The organism is Calditrichota bacterium (assembly GCA_013152715.1).
In the GTDB taxonomy this organism is placed as follows: Bacteria; Zhuqueibacterota; Zhuqueibacteria; order Thermofontimicrobiales; family Thermofontimicrobiaceae; genus 4484-87.
Genome location: JAADFU010000079.1, coordinates 1 through 24,986, shown reverse-complemented (window position 1 = coordinate 24,986; position 24,986 = coordinate 1). Strand labels below are relative to the sequence as shown.

At 45.7% G+C, this 24,986-nt stretch carries 21 protein-coding genes and 1 tRNA gene; 4 read left to right on the top strand and 18 right to left on the bottom strand.

Annotated elements, in window-relative coordinates; genetic code table 11:
• The 16 genes from GXO74_06280 to GXO74_06205 all read right to left on the bottom strand — a co-directional run.
• Positions 1-416: hypothetical protein (locus GXO74_06280; protein ID NOZ61270.1), on the bottom strand; the 416-nt coding region annotated here is incomplete at its 3' end.
• A gap of 55 nt (positions 417-471) precedes the next feature.
• Complete coding sequence (locus GXO74_06275; GenBank protein NOZ61269.1) at positions 472-2,226, bottom strand: T9SS type A sorting domain-containing protein; 1,755 nt, start codon at positions 2,224-2,226, stop codon at positions 472-474.
• A 730-nt stretch (positions 2,227-2,956) separates the two neighbouring features.
• Positions 2,957-3,799: a hypothetical protein gene (locus tag GXO74_06270; GenBank protein NOZ61268.1), complete on the bottom strand. Its 843-nt coding sequence runs from the start codon at positions 3,797-3,799 to the stop codon at positions 2,957-2,959.
• Between the two features lie 178 nt (positions 3,800-3,977).
• Positions 3,978-4,051, bottom strand: a tRNA-Arg gene (locus GXO74_06265).
• Between the two features lie 128 nt (positions 4,052-4,179).
• On the bottom strand, positions 4,180-6,168 hold the full coding sequence (locus GXO74_06260; GenBank protein NOZ61267.1) for a PAS domain S-box protein: 1,989 nt from the start codon (positions 6,166-6,168) through the stop codon (positions 4,180-4,182).
• Between the two features lie 29 nt (positions 6,169-6,197).
• Complete coding sequence (locus GXO74_06255; GenBank protein ID NOZ61266.1) at positions 6,198-6,944, bottom strand: Nif3-like dinuclear metal center hexameric protein; 747 nt, start codon at positions 6,942-6,944, stop codon at positions 6,198-6,200.
• A 3-nt stretch (positions 6,945-6,947) separates the two neighbouring features.
• Positions 6,948-7,499 carry a nitroreductase gene (locus GXO74_06250; GenBank protein ID NOZ61265.1) on the bottom strand — a complete coding sequence of 184 codons (552 nt, stop codon included), beginning with the start codon at positions 7,497-7,499 and terminating at the stop codon, positions 6,948-6,950.
• A gap of 1 nt (position 7,500) precedes the next feature.
• On the bottom strand, positions 7,501-8,586 hold the full coding sequence (locus GXO74_06245) for a DUF362 domain-containing protein (GenBank protein ID NOZ61264.1): 1,086 nt from the start codon (positions 8,584-8,586) through the stop codon (positions 7,501-7,503).
• Positions 8,587-8,622: 36 nt separating this feature from the next.
• A complete protein-coding gene (locus GXO74_06240; GenBank protein NOZ61263.1) occupies positions 8,623-9,996 on the bottom strand; it encodes a hypothetical protein in 1,374 nt (457 codons plus the stop codon).
• Between the two features lie 167 nt (positions 9,997-10,163).
• The gene (locus GXO74_06235; GenBank protein ID NOZ61262.1) at positions 10,164-10,709 is read right to left on the bottom strand and encodes a hypothetical protein; all 546 of its coding nucleotides are present in this window, start codon (positions 10,707-10,709) and stop codon (positions 10,164-10,166) included.
• 259 nt (positions 10,710-10,968) lie between these two features.
• On the bottom strand, positions 10,969-12,093 hold the full coding sequence (amrB, locus tag GXO74_06230; protein ID NOZ61261.1) for an AmmeMemoRadiSam system protein B: 1,125 nt from the start codon (positions 12,091-12,093) through the stop codon (positions 10,969-10,971).
• A gap of 28 nt (positions 12,094-12,121) precedes the next feature.
• A complete protein-coding gene (locus GXO74_06225; GenBank protein ID NOZ61260.1) occupies positions 12,122-12,499 on the bottom strand; it encodes a hypothetical protein in 378 nt (125 codons plus the stop codon).
• A 495-nt stretch (positions 12,500-12,994) separates the two neighbouring features.
• The gene (locus GXO74_06220; GenBank protein ID NOZ61259.1) at positions 12,995-13,834 is read right to left on the bottom strand and encodes a zinc metalloprotease HtpX; all 840 of its coding nucleotides are present in this window, start codon (positions 13,832-13,834) and stop codon (positions 12,995-12,997) included.
• Between the two features lie 24 nt (positions 13,835-13,858).
• A complete protein-coding gene (locus GXO74_06215) occupies positions 13,859-14,467 on the bottom strand; it encodes a DUF937 domain-containing protein (GenBank protein ID NOZ61258.1) in 609 nt (202 codons plus the stop codon).
• Between the two features lie 94 nt (positions 14,468-14,561).
• On the bottom strand, positions 14,562-14,999 hold the full coding sequence (gene lysM, locus GXO74_06210; protein ID NOZ61257.1) for a peptidoglycan-binding protein LysM: 438 nt from the start codon (positions 14,997-14,999) through the stop codon (positions 14,562-14,564).
• Positions 15,000-15,072: 73 nt separating this feature from the next.
• Positions 15,073-15,483 carry a DUF4332 domain-containing protein gene (locus GXO74_06205; protein NOZ61256.1) on the bottom strand — a complete coding sequence of 137 codons (411 nt, stop codon included), beginning with the start codon at positions 15,481-15,483 and terminating at the stop codon, positions 15,073-15,075.
• A gap of 596 nt (positions 15,484-16,079) precedes the next feature.
• Between GXO74_06205 and GXO74_06200 the strand changes: the two genes are divergently transcribed.
• Both GXO74_06200 and GXO74_06195 read left to right on the top strand, forming a co-directional pair.
• Entirely contained in the window at positions 16,080-18,506 is a 2,427-nt protein-coding gene (locus tag GXO74_06200; protein NOZ61255.1) for an ATP-binding protein, read from the top strand.
• A gap of 164 nt (positions 18,507-18,670) precedes the next feature.
• Complete coding sequence (locus tag GXO74_06195) at positions 18,671-19,663, top strand: potassium channel protein (GenBank protein NOZ61254.1); 993 nt, start codon at positions 18,671-18,673, stop codon at positions 19,661-19,663.
• A 172-nt stretch (positions 19,664-19,835) separates the two neighbouring features.
• On the opposite strand, the gene GXO74_06190 is transcribed toward GXO74_06195, so the two are convergent.
• Positions 19,836-21,101, bottom strand: coding sequence for an amino acid permease (locus tag GXO74_06190; GenBank protein ID NOZ61253.1), 1,266 nt, complete (start codon positions 21,099-21,101; stop codon positions 19,836-19,838).
• Between the two features lie 107 nt (positions 21,102-21,208).
• Positions 21,209-21,685 (bottom strand): CinA family protein, encoded by a 477-nt coding sequence (locus GXO74_06185; GenBank protein NOZ61252.1) that lies wholly within the window; start codon positions 21,683-21,685, stop codon positions 21,209-21,211.
• 253 nt (positions 21,686-21,938) lie between these two features.
• Here GXO74_06185 and GXO74_06180 point away from each other — a divergent pair, with 253 nt between their 5' ends.
• Together GXO74_06180 and GXO74_06175 are read left to right on the top strand one after the other, a co-directional pair.
• Positions 21,939-22,277, top strand: a complete 339-nt coding sequence (locus tag GXO74_06180) for an STAS domain-containing protein (protein ID NOZ61251.1) — start codon at positions 21,939-21,941, stop codon at positions 22,275-22,277.
• A gap of 259 nt (positions 22,278-22,536) precedes the next feature.
• The coding region (locus GXO74_06175) for a T9SS type A sorting domain-containing protein (GenBank protein ID NOZ61250.1) at positions 22,537-24,986 on the top strand (2,450 nt) is incomplete at its 3' end.

Genomic DNA, 24,986 nt, shown 5'->3' with positions numbered 1-24,986 from the left:
TCGTAGTTCCCGTTGGTGCGTTCTGTGTTTTTGATTGCAAAAAGCCAATAAGTGACATTCTGATTACGATCTAGCGTGGTGATACAAAGCGCGGCGTAATCTTTCACCTGTTCCGCTTTTACCCAGGCAGAAAATTCGTAAACAAATTGGGGATCCACCAGCAGCAGCGTTTCCGATGAGTAAGACCAATCCTGACCTTGCTCACCCCAGCATCTGATATGAAGGGCTTTATTCCCGGAATGGACGGGCTGATCAACTAATTCAGACATACCGGTATTATCAACTCGCAGCCACAGTCCGTTCCAGCCATTTTCCCCGTTTTCAAATCCGCCGTTTTGCAGCAAATTTTGAGAAAATAACAAATTTGGCAAAATAAAACATACGACCAGAATCAGAAAAAAACTGTGTTTCTGCACCTTTGCCCCTATTCACTTGACTTGAAAAAATATTTCCGAAATATCAGATCAAATTTTATTGCAGAAAAACCATCTTCTTCATTTGTGAACCGGTTTCTGTGGTGATTTGATAATAATAAACGCCGCTGGCAGCGATCTCGCCGGCCTGATTTTTTCCGTCCCACAAAATTTGCTGCGTTCCCGAGCCATAATTTTCGTTTGTCAAGATACGAATCAATTGACCCGACAAATTGAAAATTTTGAGCGTAACGTGTGAAGGCTGTCCCAGTTTGAAAGAAATTTTTGTCGTTCCATTGAACGGATTGGGATAATTCTGCGCCAGTTCAAATCCTTGGACAGTCGAAGAAAATTCACCGCCGGAAACCGACGTCAAAAAAGATTCCGCACTTGTTTGAACGTAAAGCGGTTTCTCCAGCCAGGAGGCAATTTTCTCTCCGTCTTCCTTTTGCAAATTGGCCGGTAAAAAATAAGCCTGAAATCCTAATGTCAAGTTAACGCTGTCCTGCGCCAAGTCCCTGAACAAAATTCCCTCATCGCCGTAAGAGACACGGTCTCCGGTATCGCCGCCCTCAACGAGAGTGCCGTCTCCCTGGCCGCCTTCGGAATTGTCGTAATAGTATAATTCAATGCTCTGCCATGATGTATCTTCAAACTCAATCTGCGTAAACACAGAACCCTGATCCCCGGTAACCAAAGACCATTCTTTTATCGGTACATCTATTGTCTTATTCACCTCATCGGGAACACCATTGATGATGACATTCTCGTTGTACCGACTGTAATATTTCATACCTGTGGCATTTGAATTGAAATCAATTGACTGACGTAATAAAAATAGCTGAATGTAGATATCCTCATTTGTTTGAAATTCTTCTTTCAATTTCTCGGGATTCAAATCCGCACCGCCGGCAACTGTACCACTGAATGGATAATAACGAGTGGTCACATAAAATGCCAACTCCTCGAATGGTATGCCAAAACGGATTGTTTGCCGCACTTCTCGCACAACTCTCACAACCGGGTCAGCGGTATGCTTGTAATAATCCGGATAAACGTAAAGATTATCCCGCTCGTTAGCCGCTGGTGAATTATCCCCGCCAATAACAATAGGATAAATGAACATACCTTCAAACACGCCTTCGAAACGAATCTTTTGCGTGTCAAAAATATCCACGCCCGTGCCAAGCGGCGGTTTTACAACGATGTCCTCAATGAGGCCGTTCTGTTTGCTCATGCGAACCTGGTAATTGACGTTAGAGACGATATCATTTGTTGGGTCACAGCTAAAATTGTACGGATGCGGGATCGGCTCGGTAATTGTTGACGACCGATACAAATAGCCGTACGCCTCAATTTGCGGATTATCCTGATCCCAGAGTCGAATCTGCAGCCGTTCAAATCGCCGGGAATCCGCGTCCTCGATCCAACTCTCTGCCGGCGCCGGATCGCCTAAATCACCAACCAAAAATACCAGTTCATCATCCAAATCCAGTACACCATCATCCGGAATAAAATACGAATGCCGGTAAGCGCCCTCATTGCCCGGCTTGAAAGGGTCTTCCGCAAGAATCCGCTCGTCAATCTGAAACGGAATCATGTGCCAGGATTTCGCCGAATCGGAATAGACGTACATGTAAATCGAATCAACCGGGACGTCAAAAAAAGTCGAAAGCACGCCACCACGCAGCACGACTGGCTGATAGGGACGCTCCGAGTAAAGCGTCTGCGAATAGGCAAAACTTAACGCCAATAGACATTTAAAAATGATCAGCGACAAAACAGCAGTTTTATTATCGTACCATGCTTCCATTTTTTTCACCTCTTTAACAAAGTTAATAATCTTGCAGCAGTTTATGTTTAATCTATTTCTAATCTAACAATTTAATAATAATAGTGCAAGTTATTTTTTGATTTTGCGAAAATTGATTGGTTTCTCTATTTCTCTTTAAATTGAGTGGGCTTTGAATTTGAAAAAATATATTGAGATAATTGGAAGATACTTTTTTTATTTATTTCTTGCATTTAGAAACATTTTAATTTATAACTTACTTTCCGCATGTCTAAAAGCATCGAAAATACGATTTATTTACCACTGTTATTTGTACCAATATTGATTTTCAGGTATACTTAGAAGCTTCAAAATAGTTAAACCGTAACTCCGTCGATATTACGTAATATGGTTAAGTTTTATTGAACAATATTTAAATCAGCGTTTTTGTTATTCGTTGTCACTTGTTTTAATTGGAAACTATCTGAAATCACAACTAAAACTCAAAAATTACCTGGAAAAGTGGATATACCTATTACGTAACTCTGCCGGAGTCAGAGTTTAATTTATTGAAGCTTCTGTTGTAAGTTAAGGGAACCCGAATGCCTTGCTTTGTCAGGTCGTTAGTTGAAGTTTTTGGTTTGGTGCTTTTCCGAAATTCTGTGCGAATGTTTCGCTGTCATGTGAGCCAAGCTATCAACAAGCGAGTTAGCGGATAATTTGCGGAAATAGTCCCTGGCTCCTCGAAGTTACAAATTTTTTGCCAAAACTTTTACCGACTCGTCAGTCCTTTTATCAAGTTCTCCGCCGCCACTTGCCACGCCAAAGGCTTCCCGGGTAAATCCTCCCGGCGATAGCCGTGAACAACTTTTTGAATGTCATCATTGCTGTAAATTTTTCCCAGACCGATCAGAGATTGCACAAATGAGCCCCTTTTGAAACAAATCCCTTCGGCGCCGACGCGGACGATTTTCCCTTCAGAATTGATCAGAGCGCCGGTGAGTTGAATCACGGGAATCGGATCGTCCAGCGAAGTGAGCCAGGGCAAATCGGCGATGTAATTTGTGCCCAGCCGGAGTTCCTTGCTGCCTTTCCAGTTTTTCATTTTTGCCTGATAGCCAGAATAGGAAAGCGTGATGATAATCGCGTAGGGAAATTTTACGCCCAATTTTTGCCAATTCTCCCGCCAGTTTGGCGACGATTGGCGTGTGATGAGCAGCATTCTGGGCTCGGTAGCGGTTTCATCTTTTTCATCGGAATCGGATTCGGAAAGATAGCGCTCGTCTCCGAACAGAACTTCCGGCGCCTCTTTGGTTGGTATTTGCAAAGATTCCTGAAAGGCGGAAGACAATTTTTCTTTCAGAAATGAATTCACAGCGTCCTGCAGCGGCTTCAATGAGGTGGAGAAAAAGTCGGCGGATTTTTTTAGCTGTACTGGAAGTATTGCAATGTCCTGCGCTGAAGCCGGGGATTTTGTCGAAAATGAAGCGTAATAAGGCGGTTTGTCTATTTTTGTCTCTTTTGAATATTGCATGTGTTTGGTGATTGCGGCGCAGCTCACAAAAACAATAGCGGCAAAAAGCGCAACGATTTTCAAGAAGCGGTTTGTTCCCATGATGTGACTCCTGTTGAAATTAGGTTTCGTTTTTATTGAAGAGAGAAAAAATTCGGTATCAGAAATCGTATTTGCGAATGACACTTGAGGTGGAAAGTAGTACGCCCGCCGCGACTCGAACGCCGAACCTATGCGCCAGAGGCGCATTGCTCAACACCCAAAATTACGGAAAATTGTGTACGCCCGCCGCGACTCGAACGCGGAACCTACGGATTAGAAGTCCGTTGCTCTATCCACTTGAGCTACGGGCGCATTGGCGATGTTCTCAAATTTGACGTGCTAAATATAAAAAAATGAGAGGTGAGAATCAAGTAAAAAATTTGACAAATTTGGAGAAATTCGGTTTTCAGGAGAAATAGTGAGAAATCCGGTTTCTGAATTCAGCGAAATAAAATATCTTTCAGCCAACTCTGCGTTTTTGATGAAGCGGATTTACTGCCAGCCGCAATCCTTTGTCGCAAAGTTTCCAATTTCTTTTTTTCCTGCAAATAGAGATAGCGATTGTTTAGCGCAATGGAGAGCTGCTGGGCAAAAATTTCCAGCGTCTGAATTATTTCGCGGGACGGCAGCAGACTGTCCGCCGGATCGTCAACGAAAAGATAGCCCAGCGGAGATTTATTTGCTCCGGGAACAGGAACAATCAATGTATGCCACCAATTCCAACTCTTGCCATCAGAACGCTCGAATTTGTTGTCATAGTAAATGTTTTTCATCGGCTGAAAAACGTCATCCGGCCTGCGCGTCAGAACCGCAGAGCCGATGAGTTCGTGTGAGTTCAGCGAGTTTTTCAGTTGATCCAGCGGAATGGTCAAGTCCTGCAATTGCAAGGTTTTCACGTGATCGTGGCAGGAGACAGATTTGATGATCACTTTTTTCGATTTCGGATCGATGATGCCCAGCATGACCAGTTGAAAATCCAAAGAGAAACGAATTGACCACACCATTTCCCGCATGACTTCGGTTCCGGTGAGCGCTAATTTAAAAATATTGCCAGTGATCAAAAGCCGTTTCAAACGTCGCGTGCGTTTTTCCAGACTGGCGTATTGATAAAAATTTTCGATTGCCAGTGAAGCTAATTTGGAATAAAGTTCCAGATTATGAAAAATATTTCTTTGCGGAGAAAATCTGCCAATAGGTTGATCCATGGAAATGTAGCCGAAACTGTTTTGTTTTTGATCGGAAAGGTTCAGAATAATGACGTTGTTGGGATCCCACGAGTTGCCATCTTCGCGCGCCTGCAAACGGCGTTCTTCCAGCGAAAACGGCTCGAGCTGGAATCTGTCCAATTGTTTGTTGCGGTAGATGACGCGCACGTTGTATTTTTGCTCGAAAATTTTTCGAATGACTGCCTGCGGAATTTCCAGAACTTTTTCCCGATGACCGTTGGACGTCGAATATCCGAGCATGATTTGTTTGAGAAACGCTCCCCGACGCCGATCCAGCAACGCCAGCGTGATGCGGTGAAATTTAAACAGCGTCGCTGCCAGCCGGGCGATGCTCTCCAGATAACCGTGCAGCGATTTGTCCCGACCCGCGCGCATGATATTGCTAATCTCGGTGACCATTTTTAATTGATCGATATGACCATTTCTGGAAAAACTGTCCTTTGCTGTCTGCGAAAGAAATTGAATCTCCATCTGATAATGGAGAAGTTCGTCCTGCGCGTTGCGGTAGGGTTGATATTGCAATTTTGCGGGAATAATATCGCCGCTCCTGGTAAATAATGAAGTCAGAAACGGTCTCGATTTTTCTGTCTTGGCGGCTTCCGACAGCCAGTGCTGGTAGGAAACAAATTGCTCCGGATGAATCAAATCGTCCAGAGACAATGCCAGCAACTCGTTTTCCGAATATCCGAGCATTTTGGAAATTTTCGGATGAACGGAGATGAATCTGTATTTTTGATCAAGGAGACAAAAGCCGGAAACCGCTTCTTCGCCGGAATCAGTACCTGGGAATCGCGCCGTTTTTTCCCTCTCTGTTGCACGTTGTCGAAATATTTGTTCCTTTTGAAAAATAGTCTGAAGCAGAAAAGGAAGCTGCTTTAGCAATCTCGGCGATCGGACGATGATTTTTTCGGTGTCAGGAAAATATTGTCGCCAAAAAAGTATCTCCTGTTCCCTTTCGACTGTGACAAGCAGCGGTTCGCGCAATTCAGCTTTTTTGCTCAACAAGATCGGAAACTGCGGCGTAGCGCGCAACGCTGAATCCAAAATGATCAAATTGTAGGGAATCGTGAATGACCGCTGCAGTAATTCATCGATGGAATTGCAAATCTCCAGCCGAAAAAGATGCTGGTAAAATCGCAATCCCTGCTGAAAAAAACTCTGGCACGATGAATCATTGGTAGCTAAAAGCAACTGAATGCGCATGCTCGCTTCCCTTTCTGCAACTTTTCCACTTAAACCGGATTCGGCACATCCACGTATTCGCAGTGCACGTCAAAATGTTGAGAAATGTAGTCGCCCAATGCCTGGACGCCAAATCTCTCCGTGTTGTAGTGGCCGGCGCTGATGAAATTCAGTCCCGCCTCTTCAATTTCACGCACATGATTTTCTTTGATTTCTCCGGCGATGAACGCGTCTGCCTGCAAAGCAGCAGCCAGTGGGTAAAGGCTGGAACTCCCGCCGCTGACAACAACGACTGTCTTGATTTGTTGTTTTCCAAAGGGAAAAAGCGCCGCTTCCGTGTCAAGATTGTCATTGACCAATCGAAGCAATTCTTCCCGGGAAATCGGTTTGCTAAATGCGCCCAAAAATCCGACGTCGACTGCTTCCTGTTGTGTCAGTCCAAGAATTTGCAAAATCATGGCATTATTTCCAATCTCCGGGTGCGCGTCGAGCGGCAGATGATAGCCAAAAAGAGAAATATCATTCTTGAGCAAAATCGCGACTCGATTCCGCATCAATCCTTTCAAAGAAAACGGCGTCGGATCGTTTTTCCAGAACAAACCGTGATGAACGATAATGGCGTCGGCTTGTCTGTGCGCTGCTTCACGAAATAGCCGCTGACTCACGCTGACGGCGAGCACAATTTTTTTAATTTTTTGCCTTCCTTCCACCTGGACGCCGTTCACGCAATAATCATCAAACTCATTGATTTTCAAAAATTCAGCGAGAAATTGTTCTAACCGATCACGATCAACCATGCACTACTCCCATTTATTCGTTGAGTAAACTTCGGACAAAGGTTTGCGGGTTTTGCTTTTTATGACGCGACGGGCAATGGCGCCGACAACGCTGTCTTTTTTCGCCGGATAACCGAGAGGCGAGAGCGCCACGACGCGGATGTGATTCGGAACGCTCAACAATTCTTTGATTTTTTTCTCATCGAAGGCGCCGATCCAGCAGGTTCCCAGTCCCAATTCTGTGGCTGCCAGCACAACATGCTGCATGGCAATAGCGACGTCCACCAAAAAATAAGGCAAATTGTCTCTGTGCCCGCTGCGAGACGGATCGCCGCAGGCTACGATGATCGCAAATTCCCTGCCGAGCCAGGCCTGATTGTAGGTGTCGGTGCAAAGAATAAGTTGTTTTTTCAATTCACGATCGCTGACAACGATAAATTTCCAGCTTTGCCGATTCCGCCACGATGGCGCCAGACGCGCAGCGCTCATTATTTTTTCAATCTCACTTTTCGGCACTGGTTTCGGCTCAAATTTGCGAACGCTTTTTCTGATTTGTATCAATTCAAAAAAGTCCATTTCACCGCCGCGGTTCGTTAATTTTTACAATTTCATATTCCAATTTTCCCAGACCCACCTTTGCTCCGTGTTCCAATTGCACCATTGGATTCAAAGAAGGGTAACTTAACTGTGTCAGACTTTTTCCTGCGATTTGTTCGATTAAATCGAGACTCGCCTTGTCGATGGCGACCGGATCGAAGGACGCCAGAATACCGATGTCGGAAATGACCGGTTGCTGTTTTGTGCCCAGGCAATCGCAGTCTTTTGTCACATTCATCACCACGTTAATGAAACATATTTTGTCACGCTTGTTGGCGATGGCGCCCAACGCGTGTTCCGCCATTTTTTTTTGCAATTCATCGTTGGAAGTTTTCCAGTTGTATTGCACCGCGCCGAAATGGCACACTGTCAAACATTCGCCGCAGCCAATGCAAATTTTTTCGCTGATCACTGCCACAGCGCCATTCATGGAAATGGCATTTTCCGGACACCACAAAATGCACTGGCCGCAGCCGGTACATTTGGGCGCATCGACCCAGGGTTTGACAGAAGAATGCTGGCGCAATTTGCCCTTTCGGCTGGCCAGCCCCATGCCTAAATTTTTCACGGCGCCGCCAATCCCGGCAGCCATGTGCCCGGTAACGTGCGTAGCGACAATCATTCCGTTGGCGACGACAGCTTCGGTAGCAATCGCCACTGCGGAAAAAATTTCCCCGTCAATTTTTACTTCGATTTCGTTTCGTCCGCGCAAGCCGTCAGCGATGATGACCGGCGCTCCGGTTTCGGCGAGAGAAAATCCATGTTTTTCCGCCAGCCGCAGATGATTGACCGCGTCCGAGCGCTGGCTGCGGTAAAGAACGCAGGTGTCGGTGAAAAATGGTTTGCAGCCTTTCTGATTCAATCTGGCAATTGTGCTTTTCCAGAATTGTGCCGGAATGTGCGTCACATTTCTCTTCTCGCCGAAATGGATTTTTATTGCCACCATATCTTCTGCCTCAAAACAACGGTCAAAATTTGCCGTTTGCCAGAGCGCGTCAATTTTTTCCCGAATCTGTACCACACTTTCCTCTGATTGTGCCGAGATGAAAAAAACCTTTGCTGCCATCGTTTCTCCTGTCTGTTAATCCCGAGTTTCAGAAATTCATTGACTGTTGGCAGAATTCATCGGCGGAACGAGTATTTCAAAATTTCCGGCGCGATCGACGTAAATGATTCGGCTTTCCCGGAATTGCTTTTTTCGATATTGAATTTTCGCATAACCATCGTCAAAAGGCTGCTGCTCTTCGCCGCCCGGATTGCTGAAAAAGTTGTAAATATCATGAATTCGCTCAATGTGAAAATTGTAGCCGAAGTGGCGAAGTTTTTCCCCCGCTGACAGCGCCTCGCTTTGTGACACAAATCCTCCGAGGTGAAAGTTTCGGATAGTTTTTGTTTGATTTTGCTCCGAAATCAGTTTGTCGGAAAAACCCAATTTATGCAAAGCATTAAAAAATGCCTTTTCATCGAATTTTTTGCCGTCAACTTTGATCTCAATTTTGTATTTGGGAATTTGCAAATCGATACTGTACCAGTTCGGAAAACGCCAGTCGCTCAATCTTGTCGTCTTGCCGCCGGAAACGGAATGCAAAAAAAGTCCGCTTTCCGTCAAATAAATGAACTTGTCCCTCCCAAGCCAGGAAACTGAAACAATGAGTTTATCGCTGAACAAAATTAATTTCTGTGTGCCGCGCTCAAAAAGATAATTCTTATTTTTATTTTTGTGAAAGACGGAAACAAGAATCTGCGAACTGTCCGCGTTCGGCGCCAGCAGACGCGGTCTACAGTCAGAGAGCAGAATTCTTTCACTATTTTTTTCTTTCAAAATTAAAAAATAATCGCCGGGAAATTGGGACAGGGAATCACGAACAAAGCCGAAAAAACTTCTCTGTCGCCCATTTGAAATATTGGAATATTTACCAATCTCAAAAAGTGGCAGTTGAAAGGCCGCGCCCGGATGCGGTTTGTTCTCTTTTTTCAGATTGAGCCAGAATACCGGACGTGCAGGTCCCGCCAACTCCGGCTTCCGAAAATAGTATGAACCGTCAGAGTTTTTTCCGCCTTTGATTTTAAAAAATATGCGCTTTCCGCTCAATAGGAAACCGAATTTTTCAAATTCCCACTGACTGCCAATTTGCCGAAAAGCAACCTGCCCCACCCGCGGAATGGCATTCAACGTCATCAAATACAGTCCCGTCGGCGCGGAAAAAAGCAGATATTTTGCGTCCTCCGAGACGACAAATCTTTCCGGCTGCGGATTCAAACAAACCGGCTGATCGTTTTTTCGCGTAAATAATAAGACGCGCAGTTGGGGCGATTCAGGCTGCGCTTCATCCAGAATGACGCAGCGAAACGCTAACGAATCCCGACTTGGCGAAACGCGAAGCTGATCGTAGCGCGTGAACAGAGCGAAGTCAGCTTGTGCCAAAAGTGCGCTGAATTGACAAAACAGCGCAAAAACAGCGAAAAGAATCCTCATTCAATTTCCCTTTGTTTGCATGGAGTAAAATATAAAGTTTATCAGGGGAAATGTCAACTGATTTTTTCGAAAAAAAAGGAACGCGAAAAGCACAAACCCGATTTCCGGGCAGAATCGGGTTTGTGGGCTACAAATTGATATTTTCTCGGCTCTTTTACACTTTTTGCTCAGCAGAGCTTTCGGCTGAAAAGGATTCTTTTTAACGAAATTCTCTGGTATCGATCCCATTTTTCACCCAAAACATCCTCGACAAATTGTTGATCAAGCCGAGCCACCTCGCTATTGAATTCCCGCATGTCGATGATGCGCTTTTCATTGAATTCATAATTCTCAGGCAATTGAGTGAAATTTAGTCGACAATAATCGACGAAGGCAATTTCCGCCTCCACGTACAAAATCGGCAAGCCTTGGATTCTACAAATAATCGGGCGCGCGGGATAAATTGCACAGCGATCGTGCCACAGCATGGGGCAATATTGATCGTTTTTTTTATACTGTGACCGCATTTTTCTGATTCTTCCTGTCGAGAATTCTTTGAGCTGCTGTTCAATAAAATAAGCCTCGATAGCAAGCACGCTCCGATCCACTTTACAACAATGGCTGCAACCGGATCGACAAATAAGATGCTCCTGGTAAAATCCTTCCAACTGGGAACATGTTTGTTCGATTTTGTGGATGAGGCTCTGATATTCAAAAATGATTTCTTCCAGCATTGGCAAAAATCTGTTTTTTTTTGTGTGGAAACAGGTGATTTTTGTTTTTCGAATTGGCTGAATTTTGTTTCCAGAACGTTTTGAGCGATTCTCACACCGTTGCTACTTCGTATTGTGCGAATTTTAATCGACGCGCATTCCGCAAATCGTGCCACGGACAGTTGCGCCTACGGCGCATTGGCACGGATTATTGAAAAGAAATAATAAAATATTTTTAAGTCACAAATCAAATCGGCGCTAATTTGCATTCCATTTATTCTCATGATTTTTCAAGATACCCAATCGCGCTGTACCCGACCCAGTGGTGAATATTATTGGGCGCAGTCGTGCCGATGCCAATGTCGGGCAAAGGCAATTTCCCCAGATGATAGCTGTCATCGTAGCGGAGAAAATAGCCGACAAGCGGTTTTTTGTCCAATTTTTCCGTCAACAGGCGAACTGTGTTCAGACCAAAGGGCACGGAAAATCTGCCGCACCAGTAAATTTTGTATTCGGTAATGTCGTCGCCCCAGACTCGTTCGCAAAAGGATTTCAGTTTTTCCGCGGTAATCTCTCCGGTCAGATTTTCGCGAATCAAACTCATGTCCTGTGCGTTTTGTTTTTTGTGTCCGTCGTCGTCGGCGCCAAACGGAGCCAAATTTCTGCCGCCCCAATCCTGGTCGCCGTAGTGGTCGCCGTCGCTGGAGAAAATGAAAGCGATGTCCTCTCCTAATTTCCAATTGTGCTTGTTAATAATTTGTGCAAAAGCATCAGACAGAAAATTGGAAATCACCTGAATCCTGTCCCAGTTCATGTAGGGCACGACGATGGAAACAATCTCCGCCTTCGGGAGATAATATTGCACAAAAGGAATGATGCCTTCGACAGAATGCTCTTCGGATTGCCAGTCATTGTTCACGGTAAAGACTGTATCCGGAAGCAGCGAAATAATTTCCTGACGCAAATCGCTTACTTTTACTGGGCCGAAAGGTCCCCGCCAGTAGTCGTAACTGTCAAAAATCAGCGAATCGCGCGCGCCCCATTTGAGCGCTTTGTGGCCCACGCCGAAAAGGACAATTCGTTTTGCTTTGAGATTTTGAAATAGGTGTACATAAACTCTGCCGGCCAACAAGTGATCGTCGTGCGGGCAGACGCCGGCGATCCATTTTGCTGAGGCAAATTTCTGGTTATTCTGTTCAAGCTGCTTCTGTTCCAATTTTTCCGACAATTGAACAATAGACTTAATCTGTTCCGGCGTAAAAGAAAAACCCACCGTATCCACCAGACCTCGAATGGTTGCCCCTGCCGGGACCGCGGTTGATTTGGGAGTTTGCTTTTGACAGCTAAATGCAAAAAATAAAATCAGAGATAGAGCGGACGAAAAAAGAAGCAATTTGTGAGCCATTTTTTCTCCTCGATTTTTCTCCTCAAGATCAAGAAAATAGCGACATGGCCGTCCTGATATCCGCCACGTCCAGAATAAGCGTAAGTTGGTTGTTCTGCGCGTTGGTTGTTCCGTAAGCGTGGGAAATATTGATGCCCACATGTCCGATGCGCTCGGTGATGTACGCCAATTCTTTCGGCGTGTTGTCAATTTGAACTTTCAGCACGTCGCGAATTTCAACGGCGTAATTGTGGTCGATGAGCAAATTTTTTGTTTGCTCCGGCTTGTTGACGATCAATTTAGCGCTATCGACAAAAACGCCGACGCTCAGAATTTTGATTTTGTTGCTCGAAAGAATTTTCATTAACTCGCCCAAAGCCAGGGGCTTGTCTTCGAGAATGACAAATAACTCTTGTACTATTTCCATTCGGAGCTCCTTTTGACTAAACTTACCAATTGACATTTGTAATATTACAATTGAAGTCTTCTCTCCTTTTGCAAAATTTTTTTAGCATTTTTTCATTTTCTGTTCTCATTTTTTTATCGCAGCTTGCGGCATTATCGTGTCGAACAAATTTGCGAATGGAGTATTCCCCCGGGGCGATTTAAATTTCTCTCTGAAAAAATCAGGCGGAAAAAAAAGTAGGATGCAAAGAAGCGCTTATAATAAAGAAAATGTTTTTTCATAATCCAGCTATGACCATTTTGTGTTTGCTCCTTTATTACAATATAATTTTGTAAAGCTAAAAAGTCAAGATTAATTTTAATTTTTTGAAATTTTGATCGTGACTGTTCAGACACAAAGATGGAATTAAATAACTGAAAAAATATCCTCACGTGCTGTAGTTGAATCGTCACAAAAAAACCAGATCGAGAAATGACCTGGTTTTTTTGCACTTGAAAAAAGTGATGTTTAGTGAATCTAAACCTGCATCGTTCTTGCGATTTCCTCTAATCGTCGAATGCGATCCTCGATTGGCGGATGCGTGGCAAAAAGTCGCTGCAAACCGCCCACTCCAAAAAAAGGAGTGACGATAAACATGTGCGAATGCGCCGGATTGCCCGTCGTCAGCGGGATTTGCCTCGCTGGAGCGGAAATTTTATTTAACGCCGAAGCCAGTCCCAGGGGTTTGTGTGAAATTTTCGCGCCGCCAGCGTCTGCCGCATATTCTCTCGTTCGCGAAATCATCGAACGAATAATCATTCCCGCCAGCGGTGCGCCGACCAGAATCAGGATCATCCCTAACGGATTTTGTCGCCGATTTCGTCCGGCGGCTCCGAAACGAGCGAATTGCCCCATCATCGCTAACGATCCGGCAATGGTCGCCGCAATCGTTCCCGTCAAAATGTCCCGATTTTTCACGTGGGTTAACTCGTGCGCCATGACGCCTGCCAATTCGTCGTCACCGAGCAAATTGATTATTCCCTCGCTGGCGACAACGGCTGCATGCTGGGGATTCCGGCCCGTGGCAAATGCGTTCGGCGTTCTCTCCGGGATGGTGTACACTTTTGGCATGGGGAGATTACCGTTTTTAGTGAGTTTTTCGACAATATTGTACAGACGAGAACCGGGCAGCGCTTCCTGAGCTCGGTATTGCTTGAGCACCATTTTGTCGCTAAACCAGTAAGCGTAAAAATTCATTGCCGCGGCGAACAAAAACGCAATCAATGCGCCGGCTCCGCCGCCAATCTCTCCGCCGACGAAAACGAACAACACGGTCAAAATTGTCATGAGGAAGAATGTTCGAAAATTGTTGTTCATTTTTGCTACCTCAATTTGAAAAAATTAACGGCGCTTGCCACCAAAAAGTCCGCCCAGTAAACCGCCCAGCAAATTGCCCACGCCACCGCCGGAGCCTGTTTTGCCTGAGCCTGATCCGAAAAGTCCTTGCATTAAAAAACCGGCGACGTCGTCCAAAATGCTTCCATCGCCGTCTTGATCCAGCAATGCGGCTATCCCCGTCGTTCCGGCGCCTTCGTTGTCGCGCTTGCGCGTCAACGCGCCCAAAACGACCGGGGCCAGCATGGGGATAAGTTTCGCAGCGGAATTTCCGCTCAAATTAAATTTTTCGGCGATCATTTGTGTCGCTTTGATTCCGGAGTCGCCGAGCAATCCGCCCAATCTGGGGTCGACGCTGTCGTCTTGTTTCTTCTGGGAAAACAGACCGGCAAGATTGTCCAGCACGCTGGGATCGCCGTATTTGTTCAAAATATGATCGACGCGTTCAGGACCGCCGTACTCGTCTTTCTGTTTTTTTAAGCCGCTCAAGATCATCGGTACGAGCTGCGGGATTACCTGATTGGCGATATTTTTTTTAATTCCTAAATTTTTTGAAAGCTCTTTGGTCACTTGTGGCCCCAAAGAAGCCATAAATTCATCTACAAAACCTGCCATAATTTTCTCCTTTGAACTTTAAAAAAAATCAAAAGAGAGAGAAAAATCTAATGTTCTCTCTCCTTTGAAAAGATTCATTCGATGGAATGAATTACTATTTTAGTTTGGGAATTCGTAATACCTGTCCCGGATAGATCAAATCGGGGTCTTTGATGACTTCGCGGTTCGCCTCGAAAATAACCGGGTATTTCATGGCGTTTCCGTAGTAGCGTTTAGCAATTTTGGAAAGCGAATCGCCGCGTTGGATTGTGTAAAATTCAGTTTCTTCCACCGGCTCCGGCGCAGTGAGATTGTCGTCGTTCACTTTTTCGACGCCTTTGATGTTTCCGGCTAATAGAACTGCTTTTTCTTTTGTCGCGTGTGAATCGCACTTCCCTGAAAGGAGCGCCTGACCATCATTAAATTCTACGTTCAAATCAGTGATCTTGTCCCCTAAATCGGTTTCGATTAGTTTTTTTATTTCTTCTGCTTCATTTTTACCGCCGCCAAAAATGGATGCGCCAACATTGCCGATAAAATCGAAAAAACCCATAACGTTTCCTCCTCAATAGTAAAAAAAAGTCTGAAATAATTTTCGCGCTAATTAAAAAATACTTTTATTGGCATTAATATGAAACTGCCGCATCTAATTTTTTTGCCGCTGCGATCCACGATTGTACCATTCCCAGGCTCGGGATTTGGCGCACCAATTTGTGCTTCTGATTAATTTCCACGATTTTGGCGTGAAGATTTCCAGCGTTGCGGTTTTTCAGCTCTTTCACTGTATCCACGCCCGCTTTTTCCAGCAATTCAGAATATTCGCTGCCAACGCCTTTGACGCGGAACAGATCGGCGAAATTGACCCATTTCAAAATAGTGGATTCGTCAATGCCGGTTGCCGCTGCTAATTCCTGGCGTCCTTTCTTTGTTGCTCCTTTTTTCAACAATGCGTTGACTGTTTTGATGTTGACTGCTGACAGTTTTTTGGCGTAAACATCTCCAACGCCTTCGATTTCAGAAATTTTGTACGTTGCCATTTCCTGGTTCTCCTTCAGTTTTGTCAAATATTACAGAATTTGCAAAAATTTGAATTTTTCGGCAAATTAGATGTATAGACTGCGAGATGGATTCAAGAATGTTCGATAAATCACAAAAAATTTTCCAGAACTCCAACAGATATGAATAGACAATGATGTAAAATAATGGCAGTTGCTCTCTTAATCATATTAAAAATAGTCAAATTATTTGACTTTGTCAAGAAAAAAATAAGCAGCGCTGTTTCTGATCTAAAAAACGATTGGCGAAATTTTTGAATTATTTTAGGAAAAAATTTCGCTTGACATTTTGGCAGTTTTTGTTATTTTATTAGTAAGCGTGCCGCATCTTTAGGATGAGCTACGCTTGGAGTGTTTTTTTAATAGGATATTTTAGGGAGTTCATTAGTTTAATTTCAAAGTGTACCCCACCTAAGTAGGTGGAGCACATTTTTGCGGCAGTGTGCCCCATCTTTAGGATGGAGTACACTTGGGATTTTTTCTAATATGTAACTTGTGAATGGTTCTTTTGCTTTTCAAAGTGTTCCCCACCTTTCAGGTAGAGCACACTTTCTAATCAAAAACATAGGAGACCATAAATGAACGATTTCGAAAAATTAGGCGTATTTTATCTGGGAAGAGAGTACGATGTTGACGACAGGAAGATGAAGGACGATTTGCTGCTTTACGATTCCAAAGATTTGGTAACGCATGCCGTTTGTGTGGGCATGACCGGCAGCGGAAAAACCGGATTGGGCATCGGTTTGCTGGAAGAGGCGGCAATCGACGGTATTCCGGCCATTATCGTTGATCCCAAAGGGGATCTGACAAACCTGTTGTTGACTTTTCCCAATTTAAAACCGGACGATTTTCTGCCCTGGATTAATGCGGACGACGCGCGGAAAAAAGACCTTTCGCCGGAAGAATTTGCCGCTAAACAAGCGGAATTGTGGAAAAACGGACTGGCTCAATGGGAGCAGGACGGCGCCCGAATTCGGCGTTTGCGCGACGCCGCGGAATTTGCAATTTACACGCCAGGCAGCGAAGCCGGTATCCCGGTGTCGATTTTGGAATCATTCGCCGCACCGGACGCGATGATTTTGGAAGACACAGATTTGATTCGCGAGCGAATCAATACCACGGTCACGAGCTTGCTCAGTTTGATGGGCATTGAAGCGGACCCGCTACAGAGCCGCGAACATATTTTGTTGTCCAATATTTTGAATAATTTCTGGCAACAGGGCAAAGACCTCGATCTGGCGGGACTGATTAACGCCATTCAATCACCGCCGATGACGAAAATTGGCGTTTTTGATCTGGAATCATTTTTCCCGTCCAAAGATCGATTCGGCCTGGCGATGAAGCTCAATAATTTGCTGGCAGCGCCCGGATTTGACATCTGGCTGAAAGGCGAAGCCCTGGACATTGATCGCATTTTGTTCGCCAGCAACGGAAAACCGCGCATGTCAATTTTTTCCATCGCGCATCTCAACGACGCGGAACGCATGTTTTTCGTGTCGCTGCTGCTGACGCAAATTTTGGGCTGGATGCGCACGCAGTCGGGTACTACCAGTTTGCGCTCGCTGTTTTATATGGATGAAATTTTTGGCTACTTCCCGCCGGTGGCAAATCCGCCATCGAAAGCGCCGCTGCTTTCTTTGTTAAAACAGGCGCGCGCGTTCGGTTTGGGAATTGTGCTGGCGACGCAAAATCCGGTGGATCTGGATTACAAAGGCCTTTCCAATACCGGCACCTGGTTCATCGGCAGGCTACAAACCGACCGCGACAAACAACGCGTTTTGGACGGCCTCGAAGGCGCCAATGTCAGCGGTGGTTTTAATCGGCGAAAGATGGAGCAAATTTTAGCGGGACTGGGCAAACGGGTATTTTTGATGAACAATGTCCATGAAACTGAACCGGTAATTTTCCACACCCGGTGGGTGATGTCCTATCTGCGGGGCCCGCTGACGCGCAATCAGATCAAAAAGCTGATGGCTGATAAAAAGAAATTCATGTCTGCCAGTGCTTCCGAGCCGCAGACGAAGACTGCTGCTCAGAAAAAAAAATCCGCTTCTCAGCGTCCGGCGATACCGCCGGAAATTCCCCAATACTTTTATCCGATCAAAAAAGAACAATCTACGGCGGCGAATCTGTTTTACGAGCCAATGTTAATGGGTATCGGCAGCGTCTATTTCACAGGGAAATTGCTAAAAAAATCCGTGCAGAAAAATGTTTCCTTGCTGGCAGATTTTCCCGATGGCCGCGGTTTTGTCAATTGGGAACAAGGAAAGGAAACAAATATTTTGGATGATCAGCTAAACAAAGAGCCTGAGCGCAAAAATGCAGAATTTGGTGAGCCGCCATCTACTGCCACTAACCCGAAAAATTATCAGGCCTGGAGTAAAGATTTCAAAGAATGGCTTTACCGCAACAAAATATTGGAGTTGTGGACAAGTCGCGCCTTGAAAATGAATTCTTTTCCCGGAGAGTCGGAACGCGACTTTCGCATTAGATTGCAAATGATCGCCCGGGAACGGCGCGACGAAATGGTAGAAAAGTTGAGAAAAAAATACGCGGCGAAAATGCAGAGCATCGAAACAAAAATTCAACGCGCTGAATTCGCGCTGGAAAGAGAACAGGAACAGGCAAAACAGCAAAAAGTGCAGACGGTTATTTCGCTGGGAACGACATTGTTGGGGGCTTTCCTGGGCAGAAAAGCAGTGAGCCGCTCCACTGTCGGCAGAGCCACAACCGCCGCCCGCGGAGCCAGCCGCGCCATGAAAGAAGCCAAGGACGTCGCACGCGCAGAGAGAAAATTGGAAGACTTGCAGCGGCAGATGGAAAATTTGCAAGGGGATCTTGCTCGAGAAATCGAAGACATCAAAGCAAAGTTTAATCCCTTGACTGAGGAATTAGATATTTTTGAATTGACACCGAAGAAATCGGATGTGTCGGTCTCATTGGTCGCCCTGACCTGGGTGCCGTATTGGCTGGATAATAAAGGCGGAATGCGGTCGGCATTTTAAAAGAAATTGCACCGATGAGGCGACTCTTTCCTTTGTTAACTTTTTCAGGCAAGCGTACTTTCTCATCACTTTCAACGGAAAATCTATTTGCAATCAATCAATAGACACCAAAAAATTCATGCAAAAGTGGATTTTTGACTTGATTTTGAAATGAAAAATAGAATATGCAGAAGCGGTTATTAATCTCTTTCTCGTTGCTTTTGGTCATTGTTTGCACGGGCACTCTCGGATATGTAGCAATCGAAAGGTGGAATTTTTTTGATTCGCTGTACATGACGGTCATCACCATCGGCACCGTGGGTTTTCATGAAGTGCGTCAATTATCTTTTTCGGGCAGAATATTTACCATCTGGCTGATCATTTTCGGCATTGGCGTCGGCGGCTACGCGCTGGCAAATTTGTCGGCGTTCATCGTCGAAGGACACATCAGACATGTTTTTCGAGGTCGAAAAATGCAAAAAAACATCAATCAGTTGCAAAAACACGTTATCGTCTGCGGTTACGGCAGAACCGGCGTGGAAATTGTCAACGAATTTATCAAATCTAACAAGCCGTTTGTGATTATTGAAAATGACGCTGATTTAGCAGAGGAGTTGAAAGCAGACGGTTTTCTTGTGATAGAAGGCGACGCCACGGACGACGAAATTTTGGAGCAGGCAGGCGTTCATCGCGCGGCGGGATTAATTACCACGCTTCCCAATGACGCGGATAACGTTTACGTGGTGCTCACTGCCCGCGGCATGAATCCGAAATTGCGCATTGTGTCCCGGGCGATTGACGCGTTGAGCTCGCGGAAGTTGATGCGCGCCGGCGCGGACAAAGTAATTTCCCCCTACGCCATCGCCGGAAAAAGAATGGCAAATTTATTCATCAAGCCCGGCATCGTGGATTTTTTGGACGTCATGACGCAGAGCGAGGAATTTGAGCTAAAAATCGAGGAAGTGAAAATAGAAAAAACCAGTCCTTTAATCAACCAATCGCTGCGCGAATCAAATATTAAAGCTGAAACCGGCGGCGCCACGGTCATCGGCTTTTTAAATGAGCCAGGAAAAATTATGATCAACCCGCCGGGAGAACTAATTTTGCACGAAGGTCTTGTGTTGTACGCCCTGGGAACGAATGAGCAAATTCAGAGACTCTGCGATCTGGCGAAATAAAATATCGGTGAGAAAGAAGCTACGCAACCCAGGTAGGATGTTCAGCAAAATTATTTTCCCTGAATGACACCTGCTCCAAACCGCTACCGTCGTCGTTAATGATATACCGGCTGTGTCCCTAACAAAACCTACTTTCCGTTCGGCGACCAGCGTGGGCGCAGAGGAACGTTGTTCATCTTTTTTTCTGTTTTTTGGAAAAATAAAAATAGATCGGCAGCCCGCTTCCGATAATGACAACTGCGGAAACTACTCCGCCTGTTGGGTAGGCAATGAAAGTCCCGTACGCCAGATAAAGCTGGATGATGATGGCAAAAACAGTCATCAGCCACCAAGCAGGCGCGCGATAGGTCGGCTGGTAATCGGATCGTTTTCTCAATTTGAAAATGGAAGCGTAAACGAGCGCATTCTGTAACAAATAGGACAGTGTGAAATATCCCAGCAAATCTTCGATATTGCCCACGAACAGCAACAAAATTGCCAGGCCAGATTGGAGAAGAATGGAATAGTCCGGCGTCTCGTATTTCGGATGCACATGGCCGAAAATCGGAAAAAACAACCTGTCTCGGGCAATAGCGTATTCGATTCTCGGCTGCACCATGATGCAGGCATTGGTAGCGCCAATCATGGAAATGAAAGCGGCGATTGCCAGAAACGCTGCGGCAAATTTGGCAAAAATTGGCAAATATTGAAACGGATTGGCAAAAGAGCCGTGCACTGCGACGAGGTCGGCGTGTGGCACGATGGCTCCGGTTGCCAGCGCAATGAATGTGTAGGCTACCGTGATTCCGATGGCGGAACCGATCAGGGCGCGTGGCAAATTTCGGCGTGGATTTTTTATCTCGCCGGCCATGTACAAAATATTGGGAAATCCGGCGTAAGACCAGGTAGTCGCAGCGACTCCGGCGACGAGCAAAGTGAAAAAGCCGCGATCAGGCGTCACGTTTTCCGGCGTCCAGAAAAGGTGACCTGATTTAAGATAGAAAATGCCAATAATCATCAATAAAATCAAGGGGGAAATTTTGACGATAGTGAGTAATATTTGCAAATTTCCGCCCTTTTTCACATCGCGATAATGAACGTAGGTCAGCGAAACGATGAGCGCCGCGGCAAATATTTTCCCGACGATGGTACCGTCCAGTGCCGGATAAAAAATCGCTAGCGCGGAGCTGGCGCTGAGCGTGATAATCGTAATGGACGGCGTGTCGCTGGTCCAGAAAACGGTCCACACATACAAAAAAGCCAGACTTTTGCTACCCGCTTTTTTGAGGTACAAATAGCCGAAACCTTCTTCCGGGTAAGCAGTCCCCATTTCTGCGAGAATGAAAATTTGCGGAATCCAGATAATGCCGCCGACGAGCCAGGCGAATACAGCGAACAGCGGGCTTCCGGTTTCGCGCGCTACAATGGGCAGAGTAATGAAAACGCCGGAACCAATCACAGTGCCGACGATAATTGCAAGAATGTGTGCCAGATTCAGTTTTCGTTTCAGTTCCGCGATTTTCCTCTCCCCTTTGCTGAAGTGAAAAATTCAGGACGCAACTTTTTTCACTGCGCATCACTGATGAGTGAAAAAATCAAGTCAGGGATGAGCGCCGCAGCCTGCGTGCGAATGTCATCCCTCGATCCTTTGAAAAAATAGCGATCGATGTTTTCTTTTTCTCTGAATTTTACGGCAATGTAAACCGTGCCCACCGGCTTTTCCGGTGTCCCGCCTGTGGGACCCGCAATGCCGGTAACCGCCACGCCAATGTCACTTTTTGTGGAAGAAATAATTCCGTTTACCATTTCGCGAACAGTCTCCGCGCTGACAGCGCCGAACTTATTGAGCGTCTCCTGCCGCACGCCGAGCCAGTGAGTTTTCATTTCATAGCTGTAGGCAATAGAGCCGCCAATGAAAATTCGCGATGAGCCGGAAATGTCCGTAATTAATTTGCAAATTAACCCGCCAGTGCACGATTCCGCCACAGAAATCGTGATTCGGCGGTTGATCAATTCATGGACTAAATTTTTATATTTTTCCATATTCTTTGCCTTTCGTTGGGCGTAATATAACGAACAAATTTGCCAAAATCAAGAAATTAACCGTGCAAAATCAGAAATTTGAGGGTTTTTTGGGAACAATTGCATTTAATTTCCGTTTTTTATTTTTGTATTGACATTTATCATTTATAAAGTTATATTAAAAAAAAGAATCAGAAGCATCACAAAAACTGCTGCATCTTTTTAAAGAAAAATGGTTCTGATAAATATGAAAAATTAAGTCAGGAGGTTTTCCATGGCAATCAAACAATCGATCCAGAATGGCGTTGTCGTTCTTTCCATTAGCGGTAATCTGATGGGCGGCGATGAAACCAAAGAAGTGCACGAAACAGTCAAAAAACTGATTGCTGAAAGCAACAAAAAATTCGTGATTGATTTGTCAAAAGTCAAATGGCTGAATAGTACCGGACTGGGCGTTTTGATTTCGTGCCTGACTTCCGTGCAAAACGCTGACGGCGTGCTCAAAATCAGCGGTGCCACGGAAAAAGTCAAGAGCCTTTTCATCATGACTAAATTAATCACGGTATTCGACGCTTACCCCTCTGTTGATGAAGCAATTGCCGCTTGCAAGTAATCTTTACGTAGGCGTATTTTTTGTATTTGATTCATAAAAATTTTGTCGGGCAGACTTGCGAGTAGTTTTCTGTCCGACATTTTTTTTGTTTCGAGTTCGTAGTTCACCGTTCCGAGTTTATAGTTTCGAGTTTTGAGTTCAAAGTTTAGGCATTTTGGTTGCAGAGCTTTTTTGAGTGACTGCTCAAAATGAAAATTTCAAATTCTAAATTGCCGAAATTAAACGCGAAACTCAAAACACAAACCATTCAGGAGTTGAAATGCGCCGAAAAGTCTTACTGACAGTGCTTTCTTTTTGTCTTTTGACAACATCTATTTTCGCTGATTACAAGACACAGAAAATCGTTGGTCCCGGCGTTATTCATTATCACGAATTTCGCCAGGCTGGCCCTTGGCATTTGCACGTGCTGGAGGTCGATGTTTCAAATCCGTGGATTCGATTGGAAAGCGTCAAGGCGAATAATCGTCTTTCCGGGAACGAAAAAACTTCGCACATGGCGCATCGCCGCGACAGCGAAGGGCATCGCGTAGTCGGTGCGATCAATGCGGATTTTTACGCAGCCGGCGGCATCCCCATCGGTGCGCAGGTTGTCAACGGCGTTTTGCTGAAAAATCCCTTCCCGAGATCGGTTTTTGCTTTCACTGAAAATCGAATTCCGCTAATTGACATCGTCGGTCTCGACGGCGAAACTTTCACCTCGCCCGGCGATGCGAGAAAAATTAGCGGCGTCAATCAAGCCCGTGACACGGACGACCTCATTGTTTTCAATAAATTTTACGGTGCGCGGACGGAGACGAACTTTTGGGGCACAGAAGTCATTTGTGAATACGTCTCTCAAGCGGCGACAAATGACACCTTTTTCGTGCGTGTCGTGCTCAAGGACAGCGTCATGGCGGCGGGACACGGGAATAATGCCATCCCACAGGACGGAATTGTGCTTTCCGGACACGGCACGTCCCGCGATTTTCTGAACGAAAAAGTTTTTGTCGGTGACACCGTCGGCGTGATTTTGCGCATGCCCCCCATCAAAGACGCAATTTTGACCCTCGTCGGTGGCATGCCGCGGTTGATTCGGGACGGCGCGGTTTCTGTGGAATGGTCCCAGGAGGGAACCAGTCACAGTTTCGCTTACGATCGCCATCCGCGTACCGGCGTGGGAATTTCCGAAGATTCCAGCAAAGTCTATTTTTTCACCGTGGACGGCAGGCAGTCCGGCTACAGCGTGGGCATGTCGCTGTTCGAGTTTGCCAATTACATGCACGAGTGGGGCGTTTTTCAGGGAGTAAATCTGGACGGCGGCGGGTCCACGACGATGGTTGTGCGCGGGAAAGTGGTCAACAGCCCCTCTGACGCTGCCGGCGAGAGAGCGGTAGCCAATGCGCTGCTTTGCGTGAGCACGGCTCCCACCGGGAACTTGTCTATTTTGCAAATCAAACCAGACGAAGCGTTCCTCATTTCCGGGAAAAAAGTTCGGTTTTCCGTCGATGGTTTTGACCAATTTTACAATCCGCTGACGATTAGCGCGGATTCTCTGGTCTGGACATGCGATTCGATTATTGGAACAATTTCCTCCACCGGGCTGTTCTCCGCCGGAGAAAAAGATACGTCTGGCTACGTTTACGTTTCAGTGGGAACAGTTCGCGATTCAGCGCTGGTGCATGTCACGCGCGTGGCGTCGATCCTGTTGTTTCCCAATCCGCTCGTATTAGATGTTGGCGATTATCTCAGCATCAATTACGAAGCCAGAGACGAGTTCGGCAATATCGCCCAATTGGCAAAAAATGATTTCGAGTGGTCTGTGACCGGCGATTTTGGCACCATTTCCCGCTACGGTTTTTTTCGCGCCACCAACCCGGGACAGGGATTTGTCGTTGCCACTTATCAGGCAGTTTCCGGAAGTACTGCTGTTTACGTGGGATTGGACAGGTACATCATCGATGATTTTTCATCGCTGAAAAATTGGAGTTTATCCGGTCTGCGAATGAATCTGACGCAGACAGAGTTCGCGGTAGATTCAATAAACTTTGTCTCCGAACCTTCCGCCGCAAAATTAACCTATTCGCTGGAAACAGGGGGAGTGAGTGTAGTTTATCTCAACTGCGCGCTCCCGATTCCCGGGGAGCCGTATAGCGTTGGTATTCACATTTACGGCGACGGCAAGGGACACTGGCTGCGCGGCGAATTCAGCGATGCCGACGGAGAAATTTTTTTGGTCGATTTCACGCCTGAAATCCCGGGCATCGACTGGACGAATAGCTGGAAATATCTTCCGGCAAAATTAAATGAAGCCACGCCTCACTGGAGCAATCCCTCGGCAGAACTGACCTTTCCCATCCAATGGCGAAAAATCTATCTCGCGGAGACCGATGAAAACAAAAAAGACAGCGGCGTCATTTTGCTGGACGATTTCACGGTAGGCATGGTCGCCACCGCAATTGCCGAAAAAGAGCAGCAGAGCACTCCGCACAATTTTTTTCTGAATCAAAATTACCCCAATCCATTCAATCCTGTCACGCAAATCATCTTTTATCTTCCCAAAAGAGAACAAGTTTCGCTAAAAGTTTTCAACACCCTGGGCGAAAGAGTCACCGAACTCATCGATGAAACTCTTTCTCAGGGGAAACATGTCGCTCAATTCGATGCTGCTGATATGAGCAGCGGCGTTTACTTCTATCGTCTTCGCGCCGGGAAATTTAGTCAGGTGAAAAA